The sequence below is a fragment of the Micromonospora sp. NPDC049047 genome, from assembly GCF_040649135.1.
In the GTDB taxonomy this organism is placed as follows: Bacteria; Actinomycetota; Actinomycetes; order Mycobacteriales; family Micromonosporaceae; genus Micromonospora.
The window spans coordinates 146,018-168,286 of sequence record NZ_JBEZEY010000011.1 but is presented as its reverse complement, the minus strand read 5'-3'; the positions used below and the strand labels follow the sequence as shown (position 1 = coordinate 168,286).

The window sequence follows — 22,269 nt, the reverse complement described above, 5'->3', positions numbered from 1 at the left end:
GTGCGAGAAGGAGCCATCCGTGCGCCCAGGTGGACAGCCGAACATGCAGCAGATGCTGAAGCAGGCGCAGAAGATGCAGCAGCAGATCGCCGCCGCTCAGGCCGAGTTGGCCGAGGCCGAGCTGACCGGCACCGCCGGCGGTGGGCTGGTCACCGCGACCGTCTCCGGCGCTGGTGAGCTCAAGGCCATCAAGATCGACCCGAAGGCCGTCGACCCGGACGACGTGGAGACGCTTGAGGATCTGGTCGTCGCGGCGGTGCACAACGCCGCCGAGGCGGCCCGGGAGCTGACCGAGCGCAAGATGGGCCCGGTCGCCGGTGGCATGGGCGGCCTCGGCCTGCCCGGTTTCTGAGCCGGCAGATGTACGAAGGTGCCATCCAGGACCTGATCGACGAGTTGGGCCGGTTGCCGGGCGTGGGTCCGAAGAGCGCTCAGCGGATCGCGTTCCACGTCCTGTCGGCGGATCCTGCCGACGTCAACCGGTTGGCCGGCGCACTGCGCAAGGTCAAGGAGTTGGTGCGGTTCTGCACCACCTGCTACAACGTGGCCGAGTCTGAGCAGTGCCGGATCTGCCGCGACCCGCGCCGCACCGACGAGGTGCTGTGCGTGGTGGAGGAGCCCAAGGACGTGGTGGCCATCGAGCGGACCGGTGAGTTCCGCGGTCGCTACCACGTGCTGGGTGGCGCGATCAATCCGCTGGAGGGGATCGGTCCGGACAATCTGCGCATCCGGGAGTTGCTGATCCGCCTCGGTGGTGGCGGGGTACGGGAGTTGATCCTGGCCACCGACCCGAACACCGAGGGCGAGGCGACAGCCACCTATCTGGCGCTGATGGTGAAGCCGATGGGGATCGCGGTGACCCGGCTGGCCAGCGGTCTGCCGGTCGGCGGCGACCTGGAGTACGCCGACGAGATCACCCTCGGCCGGGCCTTCGAGGGCCGCCGGGCCGTCTGAGTCGTACCGCGCGGAGGTGGTGCCGTTGTCGACGGTGCCGCCCCCGTTCCGGTGTCCGGCCCGGGCACGGATCGATGTGTCGCTCGATGTGTTCGCCTTGCCGTCGACTGTCAGACGTCTGCGCAAGGTGTCGGCTTGGTAGCGATTGCCTAACGCCCGTTCCGCTGCGCGTGTGACATGTCATAGCCTCCCGCACACGGACCGAGCCACAGCTCGGCGTGGTCATGCGCATGACAGAGGTGAGAGATGCAGGCGAGAAGGCTTAAAACGGCCGTGGCCATCGCGGCCGTTGCCGCCCTGGCGGTCGGCGCGGCCGGCTGCGCGGAGAGCGAGCGCGACGGCGACAGTGGCGAGGCCAAGACTGGCGGCACCTTCATCTTCGCGGGTGCCGGTGACCCGAAGAACTTCGATCCGATCTTCAACGACGACGGTGAGTCGTTTCGGCCGGTCCGGCAGATGTTCGACACGCTGGTGAGCCACAAGCCGGGTACGGCTGATCTGACCGGCGGCCTGGCGGAGAGCTGGGAGCACGATCCGGCGGGCAAGGTCTGGACCTTCAAGCTGCGGCAGGGCGTGAAGTTCCACGACGGCACCCCCTTCAACGCGGCGGCGGTCTGCTACAACTTCGACCGCTGGTACAACATGCAGGGCGCCGCGGCCCAGGCGAACATGATCTATTACATGGACGTCTTCGGTGGCTTCGCGAAGAACGAGGCCGAGGGCGCCAGCGAGTCGATCTACGACAAGTGCGAGGCCAAGGACGAGGGCACCGCCGTCCTCTCGCTCAAGAAGTACAAGGGTGCCTTCCCGGGTGCCTTCGCGCTCACCTCGCTCTCGATCGCGAGCCCCGAGGCGCTGAAGAAGTACGACGCCAACACGGTGAAGCAGAACGGCGACTCGTTCGCGTACAGCGCGTTCGCCAACGAGCACCCGGTCGGCACCGGCCCGTTCACCTTCGGTGGCTGGGACAAGACCAAGGGCGAGATCACCCTCAACCGGAACCCGGACTACTTCGGTGAGAAGGCCAAGGTCGACAAGATGATCATCAAGATCATCAAGGACGAGAACACCCGCAAGCAGGAGCTGCGCGCCGGTACCGTCCAGGGCATCGACTTCCCGGCCCCGGCCGACACCAAGGCGCTCTCCGACGAGGGCTTCCAGGTCGTCGCCCGCCCGGCGTTCAACATCCTCTACCTGGGCATCAACCAGAAGAACCCGAAGCTGAAGGACCTGCGGGTGCGGCAGGCGATCGCCTACGCGCTCAACCGCCAGCAGCTCGCGCAGACCAAGGGCCCGGCCGGCGCGAAGGTCGCCGACGAGTTCATGCCGGACACCGTGCTCGGCTACGCCCCGGACGTGCAGAAGTACGAGTACAACCCGGACAAGGCCAAGCAGCTCCTCAAGGAGGCCGGCGCCGAGGGTCTGACGCTGAACTTCTACTACCCGCCGGACGTCACCCGGCCGTACATGCCGAACCCGCAGGAGATCTTCACCATCCTCGCCAACGACCTCCAGGCCGTCGGCATCAAGGTCAACGGTGTGCCTCGCCCGTGGAACGGCGGCTTCAAGGACGACGTGCAGACGTTCGGCAAGCAGGACCTGCACATCCTCGGCTGGACGGGTGACTACAACGACCCGGGCAACTTCGTCGGCACGTTCTTCGGCCGGGGCAAGGCCGAGTTCGGCGACCAGGCCATGACCGAGATGTTCGACGCGATCGCCAAGGCCGACGGCACCGTCGACGACGCCGGCAAGAAGGCCGCCTGGGAGCAGGTCAACCGGGACATCGCCGCCAAGTGGCTGCCGGCCGTGCCGGTCTGGCACGCGCCGCCGGCGATCGTCGTCACCAAGGACGTCGAGGGCCTGAAGGCCAGCCCGCTGACTGACGAGCGGTTCAACACCGTCAGCGTCAAGAAGTGACGTCAATCGGCTGACGCCGTAGGCGGAATCGGCCCGGGTTGGGGGTTTCCCCCGCCCGGGCCGATTCCGCGACTATCGAAAGTCTGGTGTGTGAGAGATGTTGCGAGTGATAGTCCGCCGCCTGCTACAGCTGGTGGTGACGCTGATAGCACTGTCAGCGCTGATCTTCGTCTGGTTGCGGAACCTGCCCGGTGGCCCGGTCGACGCGCTGCTCGGTGAACGGGCGACCCCCGAGACCCGTGCTCTGCTGACCAAGGCGCTCGGTTACGACCAGCCGATCCTCGTGCAGTACGGCAAGTTCATGCAGCGGATCCTCACCGGTGACCTGGGCAACTCGATCCGAACCGGCGATCCCGTCACCGAAGTGATCAGCCGGGCCTTCCCGGCCACCGTGGAGCTCGCCCTCGCGGCGATGCTCATCGCGGTCGGGCTGGGCGTCCCACTGGGTTATCTCGCCGCCCGCTGGCGCGGCCGGCTCCTCGACCACCTGACGGTGGTGGGCACGCTGCTCGGCGTCTCGATCCCGATCTTCTTCCTGGGCTACCTGCTCAAGGACGTCTTCACCCAGAACATTCACTGGTTCCCGCCGTCCGGCCGGGTCGGCATCGGGTTGGACAACACCAACATCACCGGCTTCTTCGTCCTGGACAGCCTGCTCACCCGGGAGTTCGACGCCACCGCCGACGCGCTCTGGCACCTGATCCTCCCGGCGTTCACGCTCGCCACGATCCCGCTGGCGGTCATCGTCCGGATGACCCGCGCCAGCGTGCTGGACGTGCTCAACGAGGACTACGTACGCACGGCCGAGGCCAAGGGCCTGCGGAACCGTACGGTCCGGGGCCGGCACATCCTGCGCAACGCGCTCCTGCCGGTGGTCACCACCATCGGCCTCCAGACCGGCGCGCTGCTGTCCGGCGCGGTCCTCACCGAGAAGGTCTACAACTGGGGTGGTCTCGGCACGCTGATCACCGACTCGATCACGGGCAGCCGCGACTACCCGATCCTCCAGGCGCTGATCCTGCTGTCCGCACTGGTCTTCGTGGTGGTCAATCTGCTGGTGGACCTCTCCTACGCCTTCATCGACCCGAGGGTGCGTGTGCGATGACCGAACCAACCACGCAGGCCGGCGCCCCGGCTCCCCGCAGCGGCAAGGAGCAGGCGTCCGGCGCGGGCCGGAACCGCCTCAGTGACCGTAAGAAGGCTCGCCTGGACGAGTTGGCCCAGTCGACCGCCGCCCCGGGCGGCGTCAGCCTCCTCCGCGACGCGTTCCGTCGGCTGCGCCGCAACCCGGCGGCCATCGTGGGCGCCACCCTCATCGCGCTCTTCGTGTTGGTGGCGATCTTCGCGCCGTTGATCGCCCCGCACGACCCGGTGCAGCGCTTCGACGCGCTGACTGACCAGCTCACCCCGAACAACATCGCCGGGCCCATGGACGGCTTCCCCCTCGGTTCCGACGAGCTGGGCCGGGACCTGCTGTCCCGCCTGGTCTACGGCAGCCGGCAGACACTCTTCGTCGGTGTCCTCGCCACCCTCATCGGGCTCGCCATCGGCGTGCTGTTGGGCGCGATCGCCGGCGCTGTCGGCGGTTGGGTGGACAACATCCTCATGCGTATCACCGACGTGATGCTGGCCCTGCCCGCCCTGCTGCTGGCGATCACCCTGGTCGCCCTGGCCAGCAAGTCGAGCCAGTGGACGGTCATCATGGCGGTGGCCATCGTCAACGTGCCGATCTTCGCCCGGCTGCTGCGCGGCTCGATGCTCGCCCAGCGGGAGAGCGATCACGTGCTGGCCGCGCGAGCGCTGGGCGTCAAGCAGCGCAACATCGTGCTGCGGCACATGCTGCCCAACGCCATGACCGCGGTGATCGTGCAGGCGACGCTGACGCTCTCCGTCGCGATCATCGAGGCCGCGTCGCTGTCGTTCCTCGGCCTCGGCGACCCCGATCGGGACCGGGCCGAGTGGGGCGCGATGCTCGGCGACGCCGGCGTGCGCTACTTCGAGGTACGCCCCGAACTGGCCTACTACCCGGCGTTGGCGATCATCGTGGTGGCGCTCGGCTTCACCCTGTTCGGTGAGGCGATGCGCGAGGCCATCGACCCGAAGAACCGGCGGTGACCGCCGTGTGCGCATCGCGAGCGATGAACCACAGCAGTGAGGAAGTGACCCGATGAGCCTGCTCGACGTACGTGACCTGAGCGTCGTGTTCCAGCGGCGCGGCGAGCGACCCTTCAACGCCGTCGACAAGGTCAGCTTCACGGTGGAGCCGGGGCAGACCGTCGGCCTGGTCGGCGAGTCCGGCTGCGGCAAGAGCGTGACCAGCCTGGCCATCATGGGCCTGCTGCCCAAGCGCGGCAACAAGGTCAGTGGAGAGGTGCTGTTCGACGGCGCCGACCTGCTGAAGCTGCGACCGGGGGACATGCGTGACCGGCGCGGCCGGGACATCGGCATGATCTTCCAGGACCCGCTGTCGTCGCTGAACCCGGTCATCCCGATCGGCGTGCAGGTGGCCGAGGTGCTGGAACGCCACCAGGGCCGGGACCGCAAGCAGGCGCTGCGGGAGGCACGAGAGCTGCTCGACGCCGTCGGCATCCCCGACCCGCAGCGGCGACTCAGCGAGTACCCGCACCAGATCTCCGGCGGCATGCGCCAGCGCGCCCTGATCGCCATCGCGCTGGCCTGCAAGCCCCGGCTGCTGATCGCCGACGAGCCGACCACCGCGCTCGACGTGACGATCCAGGCGCAGATCCTCACCCTGCTCAAGCAGTTGGTGGACGAGACCGGCACGGCCCTGATCATGATCACGCACGATCTGGGGGTGGTGGCCGGACTCTGCGACACGGTCAACGTGCTCTACGGCGGCAAGGTGATCGAGCGGGCGCGGCGGCACGAGTTGTTCGCGCACGCTCGGCACCCGTACACCCACGGGCTGCTCAACTCGGTGCCCCGGCTGGACTCCCCGCGCGGAGAGCGACTGCACGCGATCCGCGGTTCGGTAGCCGACAACATCCCGTGGGCCGAGGGGTGCGCCTTCGCGCCGCGCTGCGACAACGTCGTGGACGCGTGCCTCGAAGGGCCGCCGCCGCTCGAACCCACCGCCACCGGCGGCGACCTCCGCTGCAACAACCCCGTCCCCGAGGAGGTGGCGGTCCGATGACCGACGAGACCACTGCGCTGATCGAGCTGCGCGACGTCAAGGTCCACTTCCCGATCAAGAGCGGCCTGCTCTTCGACCGCACCATCGGGTACGTCTACGCGGTGGACGGGGTGTCGCTGAGCATCCGCAAGGGTGAGACGTACGGCCTGGTCGGCGAGTCGGGCTGCGGCAAGTCGACGCTCGGTCGTGGCCTGCTGCGCCTCGTCGAGCCGACCGAGGGCGAGATCGTCTTCGACGGCACCGACGTCCGCGCGCTCAAGGGCGAGGCGATGCGGCAGGCCCGCCGCCGGATGCAGATGATCTTCCAGGATCCGCTCTCCAGTCTCGACCCTCGACAGTCGGTGGAGTCGCTGCTCGTGGAGGGCCTGAAGGCGCACGGGCTGGCTGCCGACAAGGCCGAGACGGACCGGCGACTGCGCGAGACGCTGGAGGCGGTGGGTCTGCCCGCGTCCGCCCTCAGCAAGTACCCGCACGAGTTCTCCGGCGGTCAGCGCCAGCGCATCGGCATCGCCCGGGCCCTGGTGCTCAACCCGGACCTGATCGTCGCCGACGAGCCGGTCTCCGCACTGGACGTGTCGATCCAGGCGCAGGTGCTCAACCTCCTCGAAGACCTCCAGAACGAGCGCGGTCTGACGTACCTGATCATCGCGCACGACCTGGCTGTGGTCCGGCACATCGCCGACACGGTGGGCGTGATGTACCTCGGCGGTCTGGTCGAGGAGGCGTCCAGCGACGACCTGTACCGCGAGCCGATGCACCCGTACACCCGGGCGCTGATGTCCGCGGTGCCGGTGCCCGACCCGGTCGTCGAGGACCGCCGCGAGCGGATCCTGCTCGCCGGCGACCTGCCGTCGCCGAGCAACCCGCCGTCGGGCTGCCGGTTCCACACCCGGTGCCCGTGGGCGCAGCCGACCCGCTGTTCGGACGAACGCCCGGAGCTACGGGACGTGGTCGGCGGACACCGGGTGGCCTGCCACTTCGCCGAGGACATCGCCGCCGGCCGGATCCGGCCGCACGAGGTCGAGGTGGAGCTGGTCCGCCCGAGCGAGGGCACCGGCCCGGTCGACCCGCCGGGCGAGCTGATCCCCACCCCGTGACGCCGCACAGGGGCCGTCCGCTGCCGGACGGCCCCTGTGGCCGGTACGTGCTCCGGGTGCCTCAGCCCTCCGGGCGGTGCAGCAACCCCACAGCGACGCCGTGTACCGCGTCCAACCCGGCCGGGTCGGCGAGCGCGACAGTCGTGCCGGTCACCGCATACCACTCGTCGGCGTCCTTGTACTGCACCCGCAGGGTGACCTTGCCGTCCGCGTACTCGGTGCGCAGCGTCAGGTCACCGGTGACGACGCCCACCTCGTCGGTCATCACGCCGCCGGGGCCGGGCACGATGTCGGTGGTGCGGCTCTGCGGGCCGGCCGCGCCGCCCGAATCCGCGACCATGCCGGCGCCCGGCACCGCGGCGGGAGTCTCGGCGGCACCGTCCGCGGTCATGCCGGCGGCGGCCGGGCCGTCCTGCCCGGCGGCGGTCACGTCTCGCTCCCCACTCAACAGCCCTCCAACATGTCGGTCAGGGTGGCCTTCTCGGCGCTTGTCACCGTCAGCCGCCAGTAGTGCTTGACCGTCACCCAGTCCTGAGCGTATTTGCACCAGTACGACCGGTTTGCCGGCTTCCACTGGGACGGGTCCTGGTCACCCTTTGCCCGATTGGAGGACGCGGAAACCGCAAAGAGTTGCGGCCGGGTGGTGTCATTCGCGAAATCACCCCGCTTCGCGTCGTCCCACTCGTCGGCACCCGAGCGCCACGCGTTCGCCAACGGCACCATGTGGTCGATGTCCACGTCGGAGGGATCGGAGAAGCTGCGACCGTCGTACACACTCTCCCAACGCCCACCGACCACGTTGCAGCCGGAGAGCTTCACGTCCTTGCCGTCGCGCTGGAGGATGCTGTCCCGCACGTCGCAGTTCTTGCCAGTGTTCCGCCAGTGCGGAAAGCGGTCCCGGCTGTAGCCCTTCATCGAGCCGGCGGCGGCCACGGTGAGCTGGCTCAGCTGCTCTGCCGCGTTGCCGCCGTCACTCGACGGCGGAGGCGTAACCGGCTCGTCCGGCGGGACGCAACCGGCCACGCCGAGCGCCAGCGTCGCGGCGAGCGCGGTCGCCGCCGCTCGGGGTCCTGATCTGGTACGCACAGACGACACCTCTCCAGCTTGCGGTCTCCCGGCGATTGCGCACAGTACCCGGGAATGGTTTCGGCGATTCGTGGCGTCTCCCACATGATGCAAGGCAGATTGGTGGGATGACCACTCCCGCGCCGGCACGCACACTACGGATGGGCACCACCGCCGGCCGGGGCACGCTGCTCGCCGCCGTACTCGCCTCTGGCATGGTCTTCCTCGACAGCACCGTCGTCAACGTGGCGCTGCCGAAGCTCGGGCAGGATCTCGGCGCGAACGTCGCCGATCTCCAGTGGACTGTCAACGGCTACCTGCTGATGCTGGCGGCGTTCGTGCTGCTCGGCGGCGCGCTCGGGGACCGCTTCGGCCGCCGACGGATCTTCCTCATCGGGGTGATCTGGTTCACCGCCGCCTCGGTGCTGTGCGGGCTGGCCCAGGACACCGGTTGGCTGATCGCCGCCCGGTTCCTCCAGGGCGCCGGCGGTGCCCTGCTCACCCCCGGATCGCTCTCCGTGCTCCAGGCCAGCTTCCACCCGGACGACCGAGGTCGGGCCATCGGCGCCTGGGCCGGACTGTCCGGGGTGTCCACCGCGCTGGGCCCGTTCATCGGGGGCTGGCTTATCGACGCGCTGTCCTGGCGCTGGATCTTTTTCCTCAACCTACCGATCGCCGTGCTCGTGGTGCTGGCCGCGACGCGTTGGGTGCCGGAGAGCCGGGACGAGAGCGCCTCGCGGACCGCCGGGCCGGGTCGGACCCGACGGCGGTTCGACATCGGCGGCGCACTGCTCGGCGCGCTCGCGCTGGCCGGCGTCACGTACGCCCTGATCGACGCGCCCGCGCGGGGCTTCGACTCGGCCCCGGTGCTGATCGCGGCGCTGGTCGGGGTGCTGTCCGCTGTGACATTCGTGCTGCTCGAACGGCGGCGTGGCGACGCCGCGATGCTGCCCACCGGGCTGTTCAGCAGCCGACTCTTCTCGGTGCTGAACATCTTCACAGTGGTCGTCTACGCGGCGCTCGGCGGCTTCACCTTCTTCTTCGCCGTCTACCTGCAGAACGTGGTCGGGTGGTCGGCCTTCCGCACCGGCATCGCGTTGTTGCCGATGACCCTGCTGCTGCTGGCCGGGTCGGCCCGCGCCGGAGCGCTCGCGGCGCGGATCGGCCCGCGCCTGCCGCTGACCGTCGGGCCGGTGCTCGCCGCGGTCGGTCTGCTGCTGCTGCGCGGCGTCGCACCGGGCGCGTCGTACTGGACCGACGTGCTGCCCGGGGTGCTGCTCTTCGGCATCGGGCTGACCTTGGTGGTGGCACCGCTCACCGCGTCGGTACTGGCCGCCGTGCAGGACCGGTTCTCCGGGGTGGCGAGCGGCTTCAACAACGCCGCGTCCCGGGCCGGCGGTCTGCTCGCCGTGGCCGCGTTGCCGCTACTTGTCGGCCTCTCCGGCAGCGGCTACGCGCAGCAGGCCGAGCTGACCGACGCATTCCGGGGCGCGCTGGCCTGGTGTGCGGGATTGTTGCTGGCCGGGGCCGTGCTGGCGCTCGTGCTGGTGCGCCGGCCGCCCCGCGCGGCCCCACCGTCGCAGCCCTGCCATTCGCTACCCGCCGCCACGCCCCCGCGCTAGCGGGCAAGGAAGGGCCCCTGGTCAAGGTGGAAAGTTGATCAGGGGTCCTTCCTTCACACTCAGCTGCGGGCGCGGTTGACGGCGCTGGTGACGGCCTTGATCGAGGCGGTGACGATGTTGGCGTCGGTGCCGACACCCCACACCGTCCGACCGTCGACCTCGCACTCCACGTACGCGGCGGCCTGCGCGTCCCCACCGGAGGAGAGCGCGTGCTCGTGGTAGTCGAGCACCCGTACGCCCACCCCTACCGACTGGAGCGCGTTGACGTACGCGTCGATCGGGCCGTTGCCGATCGCGGTGAGCGAGTGCCGCTCGGTGGCCGTGACGACCTGGGCCTCGATCTCGACCTTGCCGTCCGCGGTGCCGATCGTGTAGCTGCTCAGCCGGACCGCCGGGTCGGGCTGGTGGTCGAGCAGGTAGTGCGTCGCGAAGATCTCCCACATGGCGGCCGGGTCGACCTCGCCGCCGTCGTGATCGGTGACGTGCTGCACCACCCCGGAGAACTCGATCTGGAGCCGGCGCGGCAGGTCCAGTTGGTGCTCGCTCTTCATGATGTACGCGATGCCACCCTTGCCGGACTGCGAGTTGACCCGGATGACCGCCTCGTAGGTGCGGCCCAGGTCCTTGGGGTCGATCGGCAGGTACGGCACGGCCCAGGTGTGCTCGTCCATCGGCACCCCGGCGGCCTTGGCGTCGGCGGCGAGGGCGTCGAAGCCCTTCTTGATGGCGTCCTGGTGGGAGCCGGAGAAGGCGGTGTAGACCAGGTCGCCCGCGTACGGGTGGCGCTCGTGCACAGGCAGTTGGTTGCAGTATTCGACGGCGCGCCGGATCTCGTCGATGTTCGAGAAGTCGATCATCGGGTCGATGCCCTGGGAGAAGAGGTTGAGCCCCAGCGTCACCAGGTCGACGTTGCCGGTGCGCTCGCCGTTGCCGAACAGGCAACCCTCGATGCGGTCGGCACCCGCCAGCAGGCCCAGCTCGGCGGCGGCCACCCCGGTGCCCCGGTCGTTGTGCGGGTGCAGGCTCAGGATCACGCTGTCGCGGCGCGGCAGGTGCCTGTGCATCCACTCGATCGAGTCGGCGTACACGTTGGGGGTGGCCATCTCGACGGTGGCCGGCAGGTTGATGATCAGCGGGCGGTCGGGCGTCGGGTCGATCACGTCGATGACCCGGGAGCAGACCTCAAGCGCGTACTCCAGCTCGGTGCCCGTGTACGACTCCGGCGAGTACTCGTAGAAGATCTCGGTGTCCGGGGTGTGGATCTCCGCGTACTTCTGGCAGAGCCGCGCACCGGTCGTGGCGATGTCGGCGATGCCGTCCTTGTCCAGCCCGAAGACCACCCGGCGCTGGAGGGTGGAGGTCGAGTTGTAGAAGTGCACGATGGCCCGCTTGGCGCCGCGCAGCGACTCGAACGTCCGATCGATCAGGTGCTCCCGGCACTGGGTGAGCACCTGGATCGTGACGTCCTCCGGAATCATGTCCTGCTCGATGAGCTGCCGGACGAAGTCGAAGTCGGTCTGACTGGCCGACGGGAAGCCGACCTCGATCTCCTTGTAGCCCATCTGCACCAGCAGCTGGAACATCCGCCGCTTGCGCTCGGGCGACATCGGGTCGATCAGCGCCTGGTTGCCGTCCCGGAGATCCACAGCGCACCAGCGCGGAGCGGCCTCGACGGTACGGGTGGGCCAGGTGCGATCCGGCAGGTCGATCCGGAACTGCTCCCGGTACGGCTGGTAGCGGTGGTACGGCATCCGGCTCGGGCGTTGCCGCGCGATCGGATCGGTATCGGCTTCGGTGACAGGTTGAGCCATCTCAGAGTGCTCCCTGGAACATGTGGCGTCAGCAGATCGGAAGGTTTCGGCGAGCGGTCGCGCGACGATGCGCGGCGGTGCCGAGAGGAAAAATCGGATGTGCTGGACGGCGCGATGCGACTCCGCGACGAGGTGCCGGCCGATCAGGCCTCGTCGCGGCGGCTAAGAAGGAGAAGCGCCCGCCACATGACCAAGTCACCCTACGTGATGGAACGGGGGGTGGGAAGGCCGGTCCGGACTATGGGACCGGAGTCATGGCCGGCTCCGGGACCTCGACGCCCAGCCTCGGCGTCCGTTCGGCCCAGGCCACCGCAGGCACGATCGCCACTGCGACCAGCACGAAGATCGCTGCCGTCGGTAACCAACCCCAGCCGCCGGTGGTCACGCCGAGCGCGGTCAACCCGGCCGGGGCGATCAGGTACTGCACCTGCTCGCCGAGCCGGAACGCCCCCACGTACGCGCCGCGTTGGCCGGCCGGCGGCAGGGTGGCGGTGAGCCCCCAGGCGCCCGCCGACTGGATCAGTTCGGCCAGGATCAGCAGCGTCGCGGCGGCCACCAGCACCACGACGGTGAGCGGGCCCCGGGTGACCCCGGAGATCGGCAGGACCAGACAGGACACGGCGATCAGCAGGCCACCACGGCGGGAGGCCCGTGCCGCTCCCGCGGCGGTGTCCGCGCCCCGGCTCACGCGTACCTGGAGCAGCACGATCAGGACAGTGTTGAGCAGCACCAGGGCGGCGATCACCGTCTTCGGTGCGTCGGTGTGGGTGAGGATCCACAGCGGCAGGACCGTCAGGTAGAGCACCCCGTGCGCGGTGAGCAACCCGGACAGCAGGGACACCGCCATGAACGGCCGGTCCCGCAGTACGGCGAGCCGACTCATCGGCTCCACCGCCCGGGCCACCTGCGGCAGCCGGGGCAGTCGTCGTACGAAGAGGGCCGTCACCAGGATCACCGTCGCGATGAACCAGACCATCCCCCGGTACGCCTCGATCGTGTCCACCGTCAGCACCACGCCGCTGATCACCGCGCCCAGCCCGAAGCCGACGTTCAACGACGACCGCTGGTACGCCATCGCCGTGACCCGTTCGGCCGGCGGGAGCGCGTTGATCGAGTAGACCTGCCGGGCCACGCCTGTCGACGCGTCCACGGCCGCGAGCGCCACCACCACGGCGAGGAAGCTCGCGAAGCCGCCCACGAACGGATACGACGCGAACAGCGCCGCGTCCAGCACCAGCCCGACGATCCAGACCCGCTGCGGCCCGTACCGGTCGGTGAGCCCGCCCAGCGGCACCGTGCCGAGCAGCGACACCCCTGCCGCGATGGACAGGCCCAGCCCGACCTGGGCGGCGCTGAGCCCCAGCGCCCGGGTGAAGAAGACGGCGCTGCCGGCGTGGAACAGGCCGCTGCCGACGGCGTAGACCATGGCCTGCACGGCCAGCGCACGGGTCAACCCGGCGGGCGGTACGACGTTTGCCACAGCGGTACGGATGGTGTCTCTGGCCCCCATGGCCGGCAAGTGAACCGGGCCCCCACGACATCGGTCGAGCCTTTTAGGCTGGATCGAATCCTGCTCCCGGGGGAGGGCGCGTGTCCGAGTTGCGGTTCAGCCTGGCCGACGTGGCGGGCGTCCGGCTCGCCGTGTCACCGGTCAACGAGACGGTCATGAGCATGTGGGCGATGGCCAACCCGGTCCGCTACGCGGTGCACCTGCCCTGGATCGACCGCGCCCGGGTGACCCTGCGCCGCCCCGAGGTCGCCGAGCGGGTCCGACCTCTGGTGGGGTTGGCCGCGCCGGGTCGTTGGCTGCCCGACTTCCTCACCCCGGCTGCCCGACCGAACGTGGAGATGGCCGAGCAGCTCGACCAGATCGCCGCCACACCGCCAGCCGTGGTGGTCCAAGACCTGCTGTCGACCACCTGGCAAAAACCGCTGAGCCCGTTCGGGCGGGCGCTGCTCGCCGACCCCGGCGGGCTGCTGCCGCAGGTCGTCGAGGCGGTGCGGGTCTGGTACGACGAGGCGATCGCCCCGGACTGGCCGCGGATGCGGGCGCTGCTCGACGCCGATGTGGCGTACCGGGCCGCGCAGCTCGCCGAGAGCGGCGCTGGTCGGTTCTTCGAGCAGCTCCACCCGAGCCTGCACTGGCACGGCGACAGGGTGATCAGTGACGACACGTTCGAGCGGGACTTCGACCTCCGCGGTCGGGGGCTGGCGCTGAACCCGACGGTGTTCACCGAGCAGCACGTGCTGTGGAACCTGCTGGAGGATTCGCTGCCGGCCGGCGCGTACCCGGTCCGGGCGATCGGAACGCTCTGGGAGACGGCCGCGCCACCGCCCGGCGACGCGCTGGCCCGGGTGGTCGGCCCCGGCCGCGCCGCGCTGCTGCAGTTGCTCGACACGGCGTCGACGACCACCCACCTGGCCCGACTCACCGGGATGTCCGCGGGGAACGTCTCCCAGCACCTGGCCGCGCTGCACGCCGCCGGCCTGACCTCCCGGACCCGGCAGGGTCGGCACGTTCTCTACCGCAACACCGACGCCGCGAGGGTCCTGGTCCGGGCCAGCCGAGGTGGGTGATTAGGCGAGCAGCAGGTCGGCGAGCGGGCGGCGGCGGCGCAGGCCGGTCTCCCGGGCGCGCAGATCGGCCGGCAGGGTGAACGGGTCTCCGAGCTGGCCGACGGCAGCGACCACAAGCGGACGGACCCCGCCGGGCAGGTCGAGTTCGGTGGCGAGGCCGGCCTGGTCGAAGCGGGTGAGCTGGCGCACGTGCAGGCCGAGCGCGGTGGCCTGCACCGTCAGGTGGGCTATCGCCTGACCCAGGTCGTACGCGGCCCGCTCGGCGTCGTCGCCGGTGTGCGCGCCGACCACCAGGGTCGCGGCGTGCCGGGCCCAGCACTGGTCGTCGCCCGGGAGGCTGATCATGATCCGCTTCCAGTTCTCGTCGTCCCGGTGGCCGAGGGCGAACCGCCAGGGCTGCCCGTTGTCCGTCGACGGTGCCCAGCGCGCCGCCTCCAGCAGCGAGGCCGCCTCGTCCGGGGTCAGTTCGGCGCACGGGTCGAAGGCCCGAGGGCTCCAGCGGAAGGCGAGCAGCGGAGTCAGGTCAACCATGAGGGGAATCGTCCTGTATGGGCGATTCGCCACTCAGGCTGGGTTCGCTAAATGTGGGCAAACGCACCCGTAACGGTATGAAGATCAGGGCGTTCCCGCGCTCGGGCTGTCCGTTGGATCAGGAGACGGTGGCGCTGCGGTGTCGAGCGGGTCCCGGTCGACCACCACCGGGCCGGCCAACTGCACGGTGGCCGGTGCCGGGCCGGGCGGTGTGGCCAGCCGCAGTGTCCCCGCTCCGGTCCGCACCCCGGTCGGCGTGCCGTCCCGCTCGTAGCAGTAGATGCCCACGTCGACCGGGGCGTTCAGCGACGCAGAGGTGGAGTCCACCGAGTAACAGGTGCCGGTCAGGCCCTCGGGTGGGCTGGCGGGAGCCACCGCGAGCGCCGCGCGCCGGTCGGTGAGCACGTCCAGCCAGTCGGTGAGCGGATGCTGGACCCGGGGGTCCGATCGGCGAGGGATCGCGTCGTCGCGCTCACCGAGGCGTACGCAGCTCGCCGACTCCGGTCGCCCGGCCGACGGCAGGGCGCACTGGAACAGCCCGTCGTTCGTGGCGACCAGTGAGATGTCGGCAGTGCCGCCCAACGCGCCACCCGGCACGTCCACCCGCCAGCTGCCGTCGTTCGCGCTGGTGAACGTGATGGTGCGAGCCGGTTGACCGGCTTGGCCGTAGACGTACTGGGCCGTCAGGTGGCGATCCTGGGCCGCCGCGGCCAGGGCGGCCAACTCGTCCCGCGCGGCGTCCACCGCGACCGGTCCCGGGTCGGCGGGCGGCGGCGTCGGCGGCTGCGCATCGGTGCAGGCGACCAGGAGTGCTGGCAGGGCGAACAGGAGCGGCCCGAGCACGCGGACGGCCGGGCGGGTGAGGACGGACACCGGCCCATTCTGGTGGGTGCGGACTGTTTGGTGGTCGCCGGCACGTAATGGGCTGTTCCGGCGTGTCGGACCGGCCGTCACCGCGTACCCCCGGGGGCTGGTGGGAGCGGTCCGGTCGCTCCGCGCGGGCCGGATGGTGGGATCACCTGACCCGGCGTCGTTACCCGCCGGATACCCTCAGGGGGACTGACACGCGCCGCCGGCCCCGGTTCCGGCGGCGTCGGCACGCTCAGGGTCGCTGGGAGGGAGTGCACCGTCGTGGCACTCGTGGTGCAGAAGTACGGCGGGTCCTCCGTCGCCAACGCCGAGCGGATCAAGCGGGTGGCCGAGCGCATCGTCGCCGCCCGCAAGGCCGGCGACGACGTGGTGGTGGTGGTCTCCGCGATGGGGGACACCACCGACGAGCTGCTGGACCTGGCCAACCAGGTCAGCCCGCTGCCGCCGGGTCGCGAGCTGGACATGCTGCTCACCGCCGGGGAGCGGATCTCCATGGCGTTGCTCGCCATGGCCATCCACAACCTGGGGTACGAAGCCCGCTCGTTCACCGGCTCGCAGGCCGGTGTGATCACCACCTCGGTGCACGGCCGCGCGCGGATCATCGACGTCACCCCCGGGCGGCTCAAGGGCGCGCTCGACGAGGGGTCGGTGGTCATCGTCGCCGGCTTCCAGGGGGTCTCGCAGGACACCAAGGACGTCACGACGCTGGGCCGGGGTGGTTCGGACACCACCGCCGTGGCGCTCGCCGCCGCCCTGCACGCCGACGTCTGCGAGATCTACACCGACGTGGACGGCATCTTCACCGCCGACCCGCGGATCGTGCCCAACGCCCGGCACATCCGGAACATCACCTACGAGGAGACGCTGGAGCTGGCCGCCTGCGGCGCGAAGGTGCTGCACCTGCGTAGCGTGGAGTACGCCCGTCGGGCGGGGTTGCCGATCCACGTCCGTTCGTCATACTCGACCAACACCGGCACGATGGTCACCGGATCGATGGAGGACCTTTCCGTGGAGCAGGCACTGATCACCGGGGTCGCGCACGACCGCAGCGAGGCCAAGATCACGATCGTCGGGGTGCCCGACGAGCCGGGTGCCGCCGCGCGGATCTTCGACACCGTCGCCGGCGCCGAGATCAACATCGACATGATCGTGCAGAACGTCTCCACCGAGGGCACCGGCCGGACGGACATCTCGTTCACCCTGCCCAAGGCCGACGGCCCGACCGCGATGGCCGCGCTCAGCAAGATCCAGGAGCCGGTCAAGTTCAAGGGCCTGCTCTACGACGACCACGTCGGCAAGGTCTCGCTGATCGGTGCCGGCATGCGCTCGCACCCCGGGGTGGCAGCCGGCTTCTTCGCCGCGCTCGGCGCTGCCGGGGTCAACATCGAGATGATCTCCACCTCCGAGATCCGGGTCTCCGTGGTCTGCCGGGACACCGACCTCGACGCCGCCGTCCGCGCCATCCACGACGCGTTCGAGTTGGGCGGCGATACCGAAGCCGTTGTCTACGCGGGGACAGGTAGGTAGCGCCGATGGCGGCGCTGCCCACCCTCGCCGTGGTCGGAGCGACAGGTGCCGTCGGCACCGTGATGTGTGAGCTGCTCACCGGACGGCGCAACGTCTGGGGTGAGATCCGGCTGATCGCCTCCGAACGCTCGGTCGGCAAGCGGGTGCGCTGCCGAGGCGAGGACGTCGTCGTCCAGGCGCTGACCCCGGAGGCGTTCGACGGCGTCGACGTGGCGATGTTCGACGTGCCCGACGAGGTCTCCGCCGAGTGGGCGCCGATCGCCGTCGCCCGCGGCGCGATCGCCGTCGACAACTCCGGCGCGTTCCGGATGGACCGGGACGTCCCGCTCGTCGTTCCGGAGATCAACCCCGAGCAGGTCCGCGACCGGCCCCGGGGCATCATCGCGAACGCCAACTGCACCACCCTCGCGATGATCGTGGTGGTGGCCCCCCTGCACCGCGAGTACGGCCTGCGGGAGCTGGTGCTCGCCTCCTACCAGGCGGTCTCCGGAGCCGGCCAGGCCGGCGTCGACATCCTGCACGACCAGCTCACCAAGGTCGCCGGGGATCGCGCGCTCGGCTCGCGCACCGGCGACGTCCGCCAGGCGGTCGGCGAGGACCTCGGTCCCTTCCCGGCGCCGCTGGCGCTCAACGTGGTGCCGTGGGCGGGCTCGGCGGCCGACGACGGCTGGTCGTCGGAGGAGATGAAGATCCGCAACGAGTCGCGGAAGATCCTCGGCCTGCCCGACCTCAAGGTCTCCGCCACCTGCGTGCGCGTGCCCGTGGTGACCGGCCACTCGGTGGCCGTGCACGCGGTCTTCGGCACCGAGGTGGATGCCGAGGGCGCCCGCGAGGCACTCCGCAACGCACCCGGCGTGATCGTGGTCGACGACCCGGACGCCGGTGAGTTCCCGATGCCGATCGACGCGGTCGGCACCGACCCGTCCTGGGTAGGCCGGATCCGTCGCGCCCTCGACGACCCGCGCGCCCTCGACTTCTTCGTCACCGGCGACAACCTCCGCAAGGGCGCGGCCCTCAACACCGCCCAGATCGCCGAGTTGCTCGCCAAGGAGCTCCGCAACCCCTGACCGCCCCGCCGCGGCCGCGGCCGCGGCCGCGGCCGCGTCGATCATGGACTTGTGGTGGGCGCTTTGGCCGCGGGAGAGGCAAACGTCCTCGCCACAACTCCATGATCGACGGGGCGGTGGGGGGTTAGGCGGCGGAGAGGTGCACGCCGTCCCGGCCTTGGCGTTTCACCGCGTAGAGGGCCTGGTCGGCTCTTCTCAGGGTGCGGTCGGGGGACTCGCCGGGGTGCGGGAGCGCGACCCCCACGCTGATTGTGCGGCCGATGCGCCGGGCCGCCTCGGTCAGCCGTTCGGCGATCCGGACCGCCTCCTCGGGGCGACTCACCTCGATCACCGCGACGAACTCGTCGCCGCCGATCCGGTACAGCTCGTCGCCGTGCCGAAGCGCCTCCTCCAGCGCGCGGGCCAACCCGACAAGCACCCGGTCGCCGGCCTGGTGGCCGTACGTGTCGTTGACGGTCTTGAAGCCGTCCACGTCGATCGCCAGCAGGGCCGTACGCCCCGGGGTGGCCGCCGCGATCCGTTGCCCGAACGGGCCGGTGTGCCGCAGGCCGGTGAGCGGGTCGGAGCTGGCCTGCTCCCGTAGTCGGGCCAGCGTGCGGAGCCGGTCCAGGTTGGTCCAGGCCTGCCCGGCGAGCAGTTCCATCAGGCTGACGGTGGTCGGGTCGGGGCGCAGGGCGCGTTCGTCGGCGACCAGCAGCACCCCGCCGGCCTCCGGTGACCCGACCGGGACGGCGACCAACGTGTGCACCCCGGCGCGGGTCAGCGGCCGGTAGTCCTCGGTCGGGGGGTGCCCCGCCTCGCCCAGCGTGTACCCGGCGCCGTAGCGGTGTGCCCGGTCGACCATCCGGGCCAGGGCCGCCGGGCCAGCCTCGGTCAGCTCGGCGCGGATGCGGGATTCCAGGTCGCCCGGTGTCGCCGCTGGTGGACCGAGCTGGCCGGCGATCAGGAGCAGCGCGGTGGAGAGGGTGGAGACCTCCCGGGCGGCGCGGGCCGCCGCGCCCATCAGCTCTCCCTCGGTGAGTGCGGCGGAGAGGGCGGCGGTGTGCCGGAGCAACTTCTCGCTGCGGCTCTCCTCGGGTGGGCCGCCGAGTGCGGCGATCCGCGCGCCGAGCCGGTCGGCCAGCCGCTGGGTCGTCTCCCGCCACAGCTCCAGGTCGGCGGGCTCACTCCACTGCAGGTCCAGCACGCCGATGGCCCGGCCCGTCGGGTCCAGCACCGGTACGCACAGTTCGGCGATCACGTCCGGGCGTACCGGAAGGTAGTCCGGGTCGACGGTGACGTCCGGGACGACGGCGGAGGTGCCGGTGGCGTACACCCGTCCGACGATGCCGGTGCGCGCCGGCACTGTCGCGAAGATCTGCCAGGCCCCGGTCGCGGCGACGCAGCGCAGCCGGTCGTGGACCGCGAGCAGCACGGAGATCGTCGCGCTGGTGTGGCGGGACAGTGCGGTGACCGTCCATCGACAGGCCTCCGGCACGTTCGACGCCATCGGCAGGCGCGCGCTGACGTCACGGCTGACTCGCTGATGATCCACTCGCACGTCGTTCCAGGTAGGGGAGGGGTCGGCCGGCGCCGAGCCGCGCGATCAAGCGTACCCACGGTGGCGGGAACCCCAGGTTCGTACACACGTGCTATCCACAGGCTGTGGACACGGCCTGTGGGTGGAGCCGTCTGGCATTCGAGTTGACAGCAGTGTTTGCGCCTGCCAATAATAATTGGCATGAGCCAAGGTGAGCTATGGGAGAGCTGAGCGGTGACCGGCTGGTCGAGGTCCTTGCCACGCTGGCCAGCCCGCACCGGCTGCGGGTGCTCGCCGCACTGACCGGAGGGCGCGCGTACGTCTCACAGCTCGCCCGCGATCTGGGCATCAGCCGCGCGCTGCTGCAGGTGCACCTCAAGAAGTTGGAAAAGGCCGGGCTGGTCACCGCGCATCTGGAGTTGTCCGAGGACGGCAAGGCACTCAAGTACTACGAGACCGCCCCGTTCTCGTTGCACCTCACGCCAGACGTGGTGGCCACCGCCGCCACCACCCTGAGCACCGCCGCAGACGGCGATGCCCCACCGAAAGGAACAAGTTAGATGGACGTCACCGCCTCGGTCTTCCTCGTCGTCGTCGCCGCCGTGCTCATCTCGGTCGTCTGGTACGCGGGCGTCCGCACCCGGACGGCCGTCGCCGGCGAACTACAGCGGCAGTACGCCGAGCAGGCCGCCGAGACCCAGCGCCTGCTCACCGACGTGAGCGCGCAGTTGGCCGACCTGAACCGGCGCACCGCGGACATGCAACGCATCCTCAAGGACGCCGAATGACAGCCCTCGGCCTCAGCCCGCCGGTCACCCTCATCAACGTCCCCAACACCATCACCGCCGTCCGCACGGCCGGTGCCGTCGGGCTCGCCGTTGCGGCGCTCACCCAGCGCAGCGCGCATCTGCTGATCGCCGCCTACCTGCTCTACTGGATCGGAGACATCCTCGACGGTGCCGCCGCCCGGAGCCTGGGACAGGAGACCCGCACCGGCGCGGTCTTCGACATCGTCTCGGACCGGGCCTGCACGTCGGCCTGCGCCGCCGCACTTATCGTGCTGCGGCCCGGCACCGCCCTGCCGATCGCTGTGTTCCTCGTCCAGTTCATGGTCATCGACCAACTGCTGAGCCTGATGTTCCTGCGCTGGCCGCTGCTCAGCCCGAACTACTTCGCCCGGGTCGACAAACGCATCTACCTGTGGAACTGGTCCCCGCCGGCCAAGGCGCTCAACACCGCGGCGGTGGTGCTGCTGGCGATCTTCGCGCCGGTGGCAGTGGCCGTCACGTTCGCCCTCGCGGTCACCGCGGTGAAGGCCGTCTCGTTGGTGAGCGCCGCCAAGCTGCCGGCGGGCCTCCCGCGTACCCAACCATGATCGCCGTCCTGGGCGCGGCGGGCGTCGGGCTGCTGTCGGCCTTCCTGCCGTTCACCCCGGCCGAGCCGTACCTGATCGCGACAGTGACCACTACCAGCGCGCCGCCCGTGGCGCTCGGCGTGGCCGCCGCGGCCGGTCAGACCGTCGGCAAGGTCCTGATCTTCCTCGGTGCGCGCGGCGCGATCCGCTCGGCGTGGCTGCAACGGCGGCTCCACCGACGCCCGCCTGCCGCACCCGAGCGACCAGGTCGACTGGGCGCGATGCTGGCGCGTCCGAAGGCGGCCGGCGCACGACTCGTGGAGGTGCTGGAACGCCCCCACCAGTCGACCGGGATGCTGCTGGTCAGCGCCGTCACCGGCCTACCACCGCTGCTGGCCGCGAGCGTCTACCTGGGACGCACACCCATGCGCCCGGCCGCCTTCGCGGCGACGTGCCTGCTGGGCCGGGCGATCAGGTTCGTGACGCTCGCGCTGGCCCCGCAGCTCGCCGGCTACTGAGACGAGGGCGTCGTGGTGCTCTGGTACGTCGCCTACGGCTCGAACATGCACGCCGCCCGCCTGCTGTGGTACATCGGTGGCGGCTGCCCGCCCGGGGGGAGGCGGACGTACCCGGGCTGCCGGGACCGACGCCCACCCAGCCGGTCGGTCCCGGTGTTCCTGCCGGGCGGGATCTACTTCGCCGGCGAGTCCCGGGCCTGGACCGGAGGCATGGCCTTCTACGACCCGCACCTGCCGGGCTCGGCCGCAGCCCGTGCCTACCTGGTCACCGAGGAGCAGTTCGCCGACATCGCCGCCCAGGAGATGTACCGCCCGGCGGGTGCCGCCGACCTGATCCCCGCGACCGGTGCGGCGATCGAGGCGGCCATCGCCGACGGGCGGGCGACGCTCGGCCCCGGCCGGTACGAGACGTTGGTCTGCCCCGGCAGCCACAGCGGCGTCCCCCTGCTCACCTTCACCGCGCCCGGCGGGGCGTCGACGAGCCGGTGCCGGCCACCCGCGCCGATCTACCTCGGCATGATCGCCCGCGGTCTGCGTGAGGCGCATGGCTGGTCGACCGAGCGGATCACCAGCTATCTGGCCGCCCGGCCCGGCGTGGCCGACGGATGGGCCCCCGACGCCATCGCGGCCCTGGTCAGCGAGGTGCTCGCCGACGCGTGACCGCCGGCGTGGCGCGGCCGGCA

Annotated in this window: 23 protein-coding genes; 16 read left to right on the top strand and 7 right to left on the bottom strand. The window is 70.6% G+C overall.

Annotated elements, in window-relative coordinates; translation table 11 throughout:
* Positions 1 to 43 precede the first annotated feature (43 nt).
* The 7 genes from AB0B86_RS19555 (at position 44) to AB0B86_RS19525 (ending at position 7,125) form a co-directional block, all read left to right on the top strand.
* Positions 44 to 352, top strand: a complete 309-nt coding sequence (locus AB0B86_RS19555; RefSeq protein WP_238433593.1) for a YbaB/EbfC family nucleoid-associated protein — start codon at positions 44 to 46, stop codon at positions 350 to 352.
* A gap of 8 nt (positions 353 to 360) precedes the next feature.
* Positions 361 to 954 carry a recombination mediator RecR gene (gene recR, locus AB0B86_RS19550; RefSeq protein ID WP_179781356.1) on the top strand — a complete coding sequence of 198 codons (594 nt, stop codon included), beginning with the start codon at positions 361 to 363 and terminating at the stop codon, positions 952 to 954.
* 246 nt (positions 955 to 1,200) lie between these two features.
* Positions 1,201 to 2,874 carry an ABC transporter substrate-binding protein gene (locus tag AB0B86_RS19545; RefSeq protein WP_357403822.1) on the top strand — a complete coding sequence of 558 codons (1,674 nt, stop codon included), beginning with the start codon at positions 1,201 to 1,203 and terminating at the stop codon, positions 2,872 to 2,874.
* 97 nt (positions 2,875 to 2,971) lie between these two features.
* Positions 2,972 to 3,979, top strand: a complete 1,008-nt coding sequence (locus AB0B86_RS19540; RefSeq protein WP_357403824.1) for an ABC transporter permease — start codon at positions 2,972 to 2,974, stop codon at positions 3,977 to 3,979.
* Positions 3,976 to 4,989, top strand: a complete 1,014-nt coding sequence (locus tag AB0B86_RS19535; protein ID WP_357418895.1) for an ABC transporter permease — start codon at positions 3,976 to 3,978, stop codon at positions 4,987 to 4,989. Before AB0B86_RS19540 ends, AB0B86_RS19535 begins: the two co-directional genes overlap by 4 nt.
* A gap of 52 nt (positions 4,990 to 5,041) precedes the next feature.
* On the top strand, positions 5,042 to 6,028 hold the full coding sequence (locus AB0B86_RS19530) for an ABC transporter ATP-binding protein (protein WP_357403828.1): 987 nt from the start codon (positions 5,042 to 5,044) through the stop codon (positions 6,026 to 6,028).
* The gene (locus AB0B86_RS19525) at positions 6,025 to 7,125 is read left to right on the top strand and encodes an oligopeptide/dipeptide ABC transporter ATP-binding protein (protein ID WP_357403830.1); all 1,101 of its coding nucleotides are present in this window, start codon (positions 6,025 to 6,027) and stop codon (positions 7,123 to 7,125) included. Before AB0B86_RS19530 ends, AB0B86_RS19525 begins: the two co-directional genes overlap by 4 nt.
* A 61-nt stretch (positions 7,126 to 7,186) precedes the next feature.
* Here AB0B86_RS19525 and AB0B86_RS19520 read toward each other — a convergent pair whose 3' ends face one another.
* Positions 7,187 to 7,573 (bottom strand): hypothetical protein, encoded by a 387-nt coding sequence (locus tag AB0B86_RS19520; protein ID WP_357403831.1) that lies wholly within the window; start codon positions 7,571 to 7,573, stop codon positions 7,187 to 7,189.
* Positions 7,570 to 8,211 carry an HNH endonuclease family protein gene (locus AB0B86_RS19515; RefSeq protein WP_357403833.1) on the bottom strand — a complete coding sequence of 214 codons (642 nt, stop codon included), beginning with the start codon at positions 8,209 to 8,211 and terminating at the stop codon, positions 7,570 to 7,572. The genes AB0B86_RS19520 and AB0B86_RS19515 overlap by 4 nt, the downstream gene beginning before the upstream one ends.
* Before the next feature lie 107 nt (positions 8,212 to 8,318).
* Here AB0B86_RS19515 and AB0B86_RS19510 point away from each other — a divergent pair, with 107 nt between their 5' ends.
* Entirely contained in the window at positions 8,319 to 9,812 is a 1,494-nt protein-coding gene (locus tag AB0B86_RS19510) for an MFS transporter (protein WP_357403835.1), read from the top strand.
* Between the two features lie 59 nt (positions 9,813 to 9,871).
* Here AB0B86_RS19510 and leuA read toward each other — a convergent pair whose 3' ends face one another.
* A complete protein-coding gene (gene leuA / locus AB0B86_RS19505) occupies positions 9,872 to 11,623 on the bottom strand; it encodes a 2-isopropylmalate synthase (RefSeq protein ID WP_357403837.1) in 1,752 nt (583 codons plus the stop codon).
* A 238-nt stretch (positions 11,624 to 11,861) separates the two neighbouring features.
* A complete protein-coding gene (locus AB0B86_RS19500) occupies positions 11,862 to 13,133 on the bottom strand; it encodes an MFS transporter (protein ID WP_357403839.1) in 1,272 nt (423 codons plus the stop codon).
* Positions 13,134 to 13,213: 80 nt separating this feature from the next.
* Here AB0B86_RS19500 and AB0B86_RS19495 point away from each other — a divergent pair, with 80 nt between their 5' ends.
* Positions 13,214 to 14,200: an ArsR family transcriptional regulator gene (locus AB0B86_RS19495; RefSeq protein ID WP_357403841.1), complete on the top strand. Its 987-nt coding sequence runs from the start codon at positions 13,214 to 13,216 to the stop codon at positions 14,198 to 14,200.
* On the opposite strand, the gene AB0B86_RS19490 is transcribed toward AB0B86_RS19495, so the two are convergent.
* Together AB0B86_RS19490 and AB0B86_RS19485 are read right to left on the bottom strand one after the other, a co-directional pair.
* Positions 14,201 to 14,731, bottom strand: a complete 531-nt coding sequence (locus AB0B86_RS19490) for a nitroreductase family protein (protein ID WP_357403843.1) — start codon at positions 14,729 to 14,731, stop codon at positions 14,201 to 14,203. It abuts the gene before it with no gap.
* 84 nt (positions 14,732 to 14,815) lie between these two features.
* Positions 14,816 to 15,604, bottom strand: a complete 789-nt coding sequence (locus AB0B86_RS19485) for a hypothetical protein (protein WP_357403845.1) — start codon at positions 15,602 to 15,604, stop codon at positions 14,816 to 14,818.
* Positions 15,605 to 15,862: 258 nt separating this feature from the next.
* On the opposite strand from AB0B86_RS19485, the gene AB0B86_RS19480 reads away from it, so the two are divergent.
* Positions 15,863 to 17,128 (top strand): aspartate kinase, encoded by a 1,266-nt coding sequence (locus AB0B86_RS19480; RefSeq protein ID WP_357403847.1) that lies wholly within the window; start codon positions 15,863 to 15,865, stop codon positions 17,126 to 17,128.
* A 5-nt stretch (positions 17,129 to 17,133) separates the two neighbouring features.
* Positions 17,134 to 18,195 carry an aspartate-semialdehyde dehydrogenase gene (locus tag AB0B86_RS19475; RefSeq protein WP_357418869.1) on the top strand — a complete coding sequence of 354 codons (1,062 nt, stop codon included), beginning with the start codon at positions 17,134 to 17,136 and terminating at the stop codon, positions 18,193 to 18,195.
* Positions 18,196 to 18,319: 124 nt separating this feature from the next.
* Here the strand turns inward: AB0B86_RS19475 and AB0B86_RS19470 are convergent, their stop codons facing one another.
* Positions 18,320 to 19,729 carry a sensor domain-containing diguanylate cyclase gene (locus tag AB0B86_RS19470; protein ID WP_357403851.1) on the bottom strand — a complete coding sequence of 470 codons (1,410 nt, stop codon included), beginning with the start codon at positions 19,727 to 19,729 and terminating at the stop codon, positions 18,320 to 18,322.
* A 203-nt stretch (positions 19,730 to 19,932) separates the two neighbouring features.
* Between AB0B86_RS19470 and AB0B86_RS19465 the strand changes: the two genes are divergently transcribed.
* The 5 genes from AB0B86_RS19465 to AB0B86_RS19445 are packed head-to-tail and all read left to right on the top strand — an operon-like array spanning position 19,933 to position 22,246.
* On the top strand, positions 19,933 to 20,274 hold the full coding sequence (locus tag AB0B86_RS19465; protein ID WP_357403853.1) for a helix-turn-helix domain-containing protein: 342 nt from the start codon (positions 19,933 to 19,935) through the stop codon (positions 20,272 to 20,274).
* Entirely contained in the window at positions 20,275 to 20,502 is a 228-nt protein-coding gene (locus AB0B86_RS19460; protein ID WP_357403855.1) for a hypothetical protein, read from the top strand.
* Complete coding sequence (locus AB0B86_RS19455) at positions 20,499 to 21,089, top strand: CDP-alcohol phosphatidyltransferase family protein (protein WP_357403857.1); 591 nt, start codon at positions 20,499 to 20,501, stop codon at positions 21,087 to 21,089. Before AB0B86_RS19460 ends, AB0B86_RS19455 begins: the two co-directional genes overlap by 4 nt.
* The gene (locus tag AB0B86_RS19450) at positions 21,086 to 21,586 is read left to right on the top strand and encodes a hypothetical protein (RefSeq protein ID WP_357403859.1); all 501 of its coding nucleotides are present in this window, start codon (positions 21,086 to 21,088) and stop codon (positions 21,584 to 21,586) included. The genes AB0B86_RS19455 and AB0B86_RS19450 overlap by 4 nt, the downstream gene beginning before the upstream one ends.
* Positions 21,587 to 21,598: 12 nt before the next feature.
* Positions 21,599 to 22,246 (top strand): histone deacetylase, encoded by a 648-nt coding sequence (locus AB0B86_RS19445; protein ID WP_357403861.1) that lies wholly within the window; start codon positions 21,599 to 21,601, stop codon positions 22,244 to 22,246.
* Positions 22,247 to 22,269 lie beyond the last annotated feature (23 nt).

Bases quoted from the DNA above. Each gene is read 5' to 3' on its own strand.
- AB0B86_RS19555 (WP_238433593.1), top strand. From the start codon at position 44: ATGCAGCAGATGCTGAAGCAGGCGCAGAAGATGCAGCAGCAGATCGCC.
- recR (WP_179781356.1), top strand. From the start codon at position 361: ATGTACGAAGGTGCCATCCAGGACCTGATCGACGAGTTGGGCCGGTTG.
- AB0B86_RS19545 (WP_357403822.1), top strand. From the start codon at position 1,201: ATGCAGGCGAGAAGGCTTAAAACGGCCGTGGCCATCGCGGCCGTTGCC.
- AB0B86_RS19540 (WP_357403824.1), top strand. From the start codon at position 2,972: ATGTTGCGAGTGATAGTCCGCCGCCTGCTACAGCTGGTGGTGACGCTG.
- AB0B86_RS19535 (WP_357418895.1), top strand. From the start codon at position 3,976: ATGACCGAACCAACCACGCAGGCCGGCGCCCCGGCTCCCCGCAGCGGC.
- AB0B86_RS19530 (WP_357403828.1), top strand. From the start codon at position 5,042: ATGAGCCTGCTCGACGTACGTGACCTGAGCGTCGTGTTCCAGCGGCGC.
- AB0B86_RS19525 (WP_357403830.1), top strand. From the start codon at position 6,025: ATGACCGACGAGACCACTGCGCTGATCGAGCTGCGCGACGTCAAGGTC.
- AB0B86_RS19510 (WP_357403835.1), top strand. From the start codon at position 8,319: ATGACCACTCCCGCGCCGGCACGCACACTACGGATGGGCACCACCGCC.
- leuA (WP_357403837.1), bottom strand. From the start codon at position 11,623: ATGGCTCAACCTGTCACCGAAGCCGATACCGATCCGATCGCGCGGCAA.
- AB0B86_RS19500 (WP_357403839.1), bottom strand. From the start codon at position 13,133: ATGGGGGCCAGAGACACCATCCGTACCGCTGTGGCAAACGTCGTACCG.
- AB0B86_RS19490 (WP_357403843.1), bottom strand. From the start codon at position 14,731: ATGGTTGACCTGACTCCGCTGCTCGCCTTCCGCTGGAGCCCTCGGGCC.
- AB0B86_RS19475 (WP_357418869.1), top strand. From the start codon at position 17,134: ATGGCGGCGCTGCCCACCCTCGCCGTGGTCGGAGCGACAGGTGCCGTC.
- AB0B86_RS19465 (WP_357403853.1), top strand. From the start codon at position 19,933: ATGGGAGAGCTGAGCGGTGACCGGCTGGTCGAGGTCCTTGCCACGCTG.
- AB0B86_RS19460 (WP_357403855.1), top strand. From the start codon at position 20,275: ATGGACGTCACCGCCTCGGTCTTCCTCGTCGTCGTCGCCGCCGTGCTC.
- AB0B86_RS19455 (WP_357403857.1), top strand. From the start codon at position 20,499: ATGACAGCCCTCGGCCTCAGCCCGCCGGTCACCCTCATCAACGTCCCC.
- AB0B86_RS19450 (WP_357403859.1), top strand. From the start codon at position 21,086: ATGATCGCCGTCCTGGGCGCGGCGGGCGTCGGGCTGCTGTCGGCCTTC.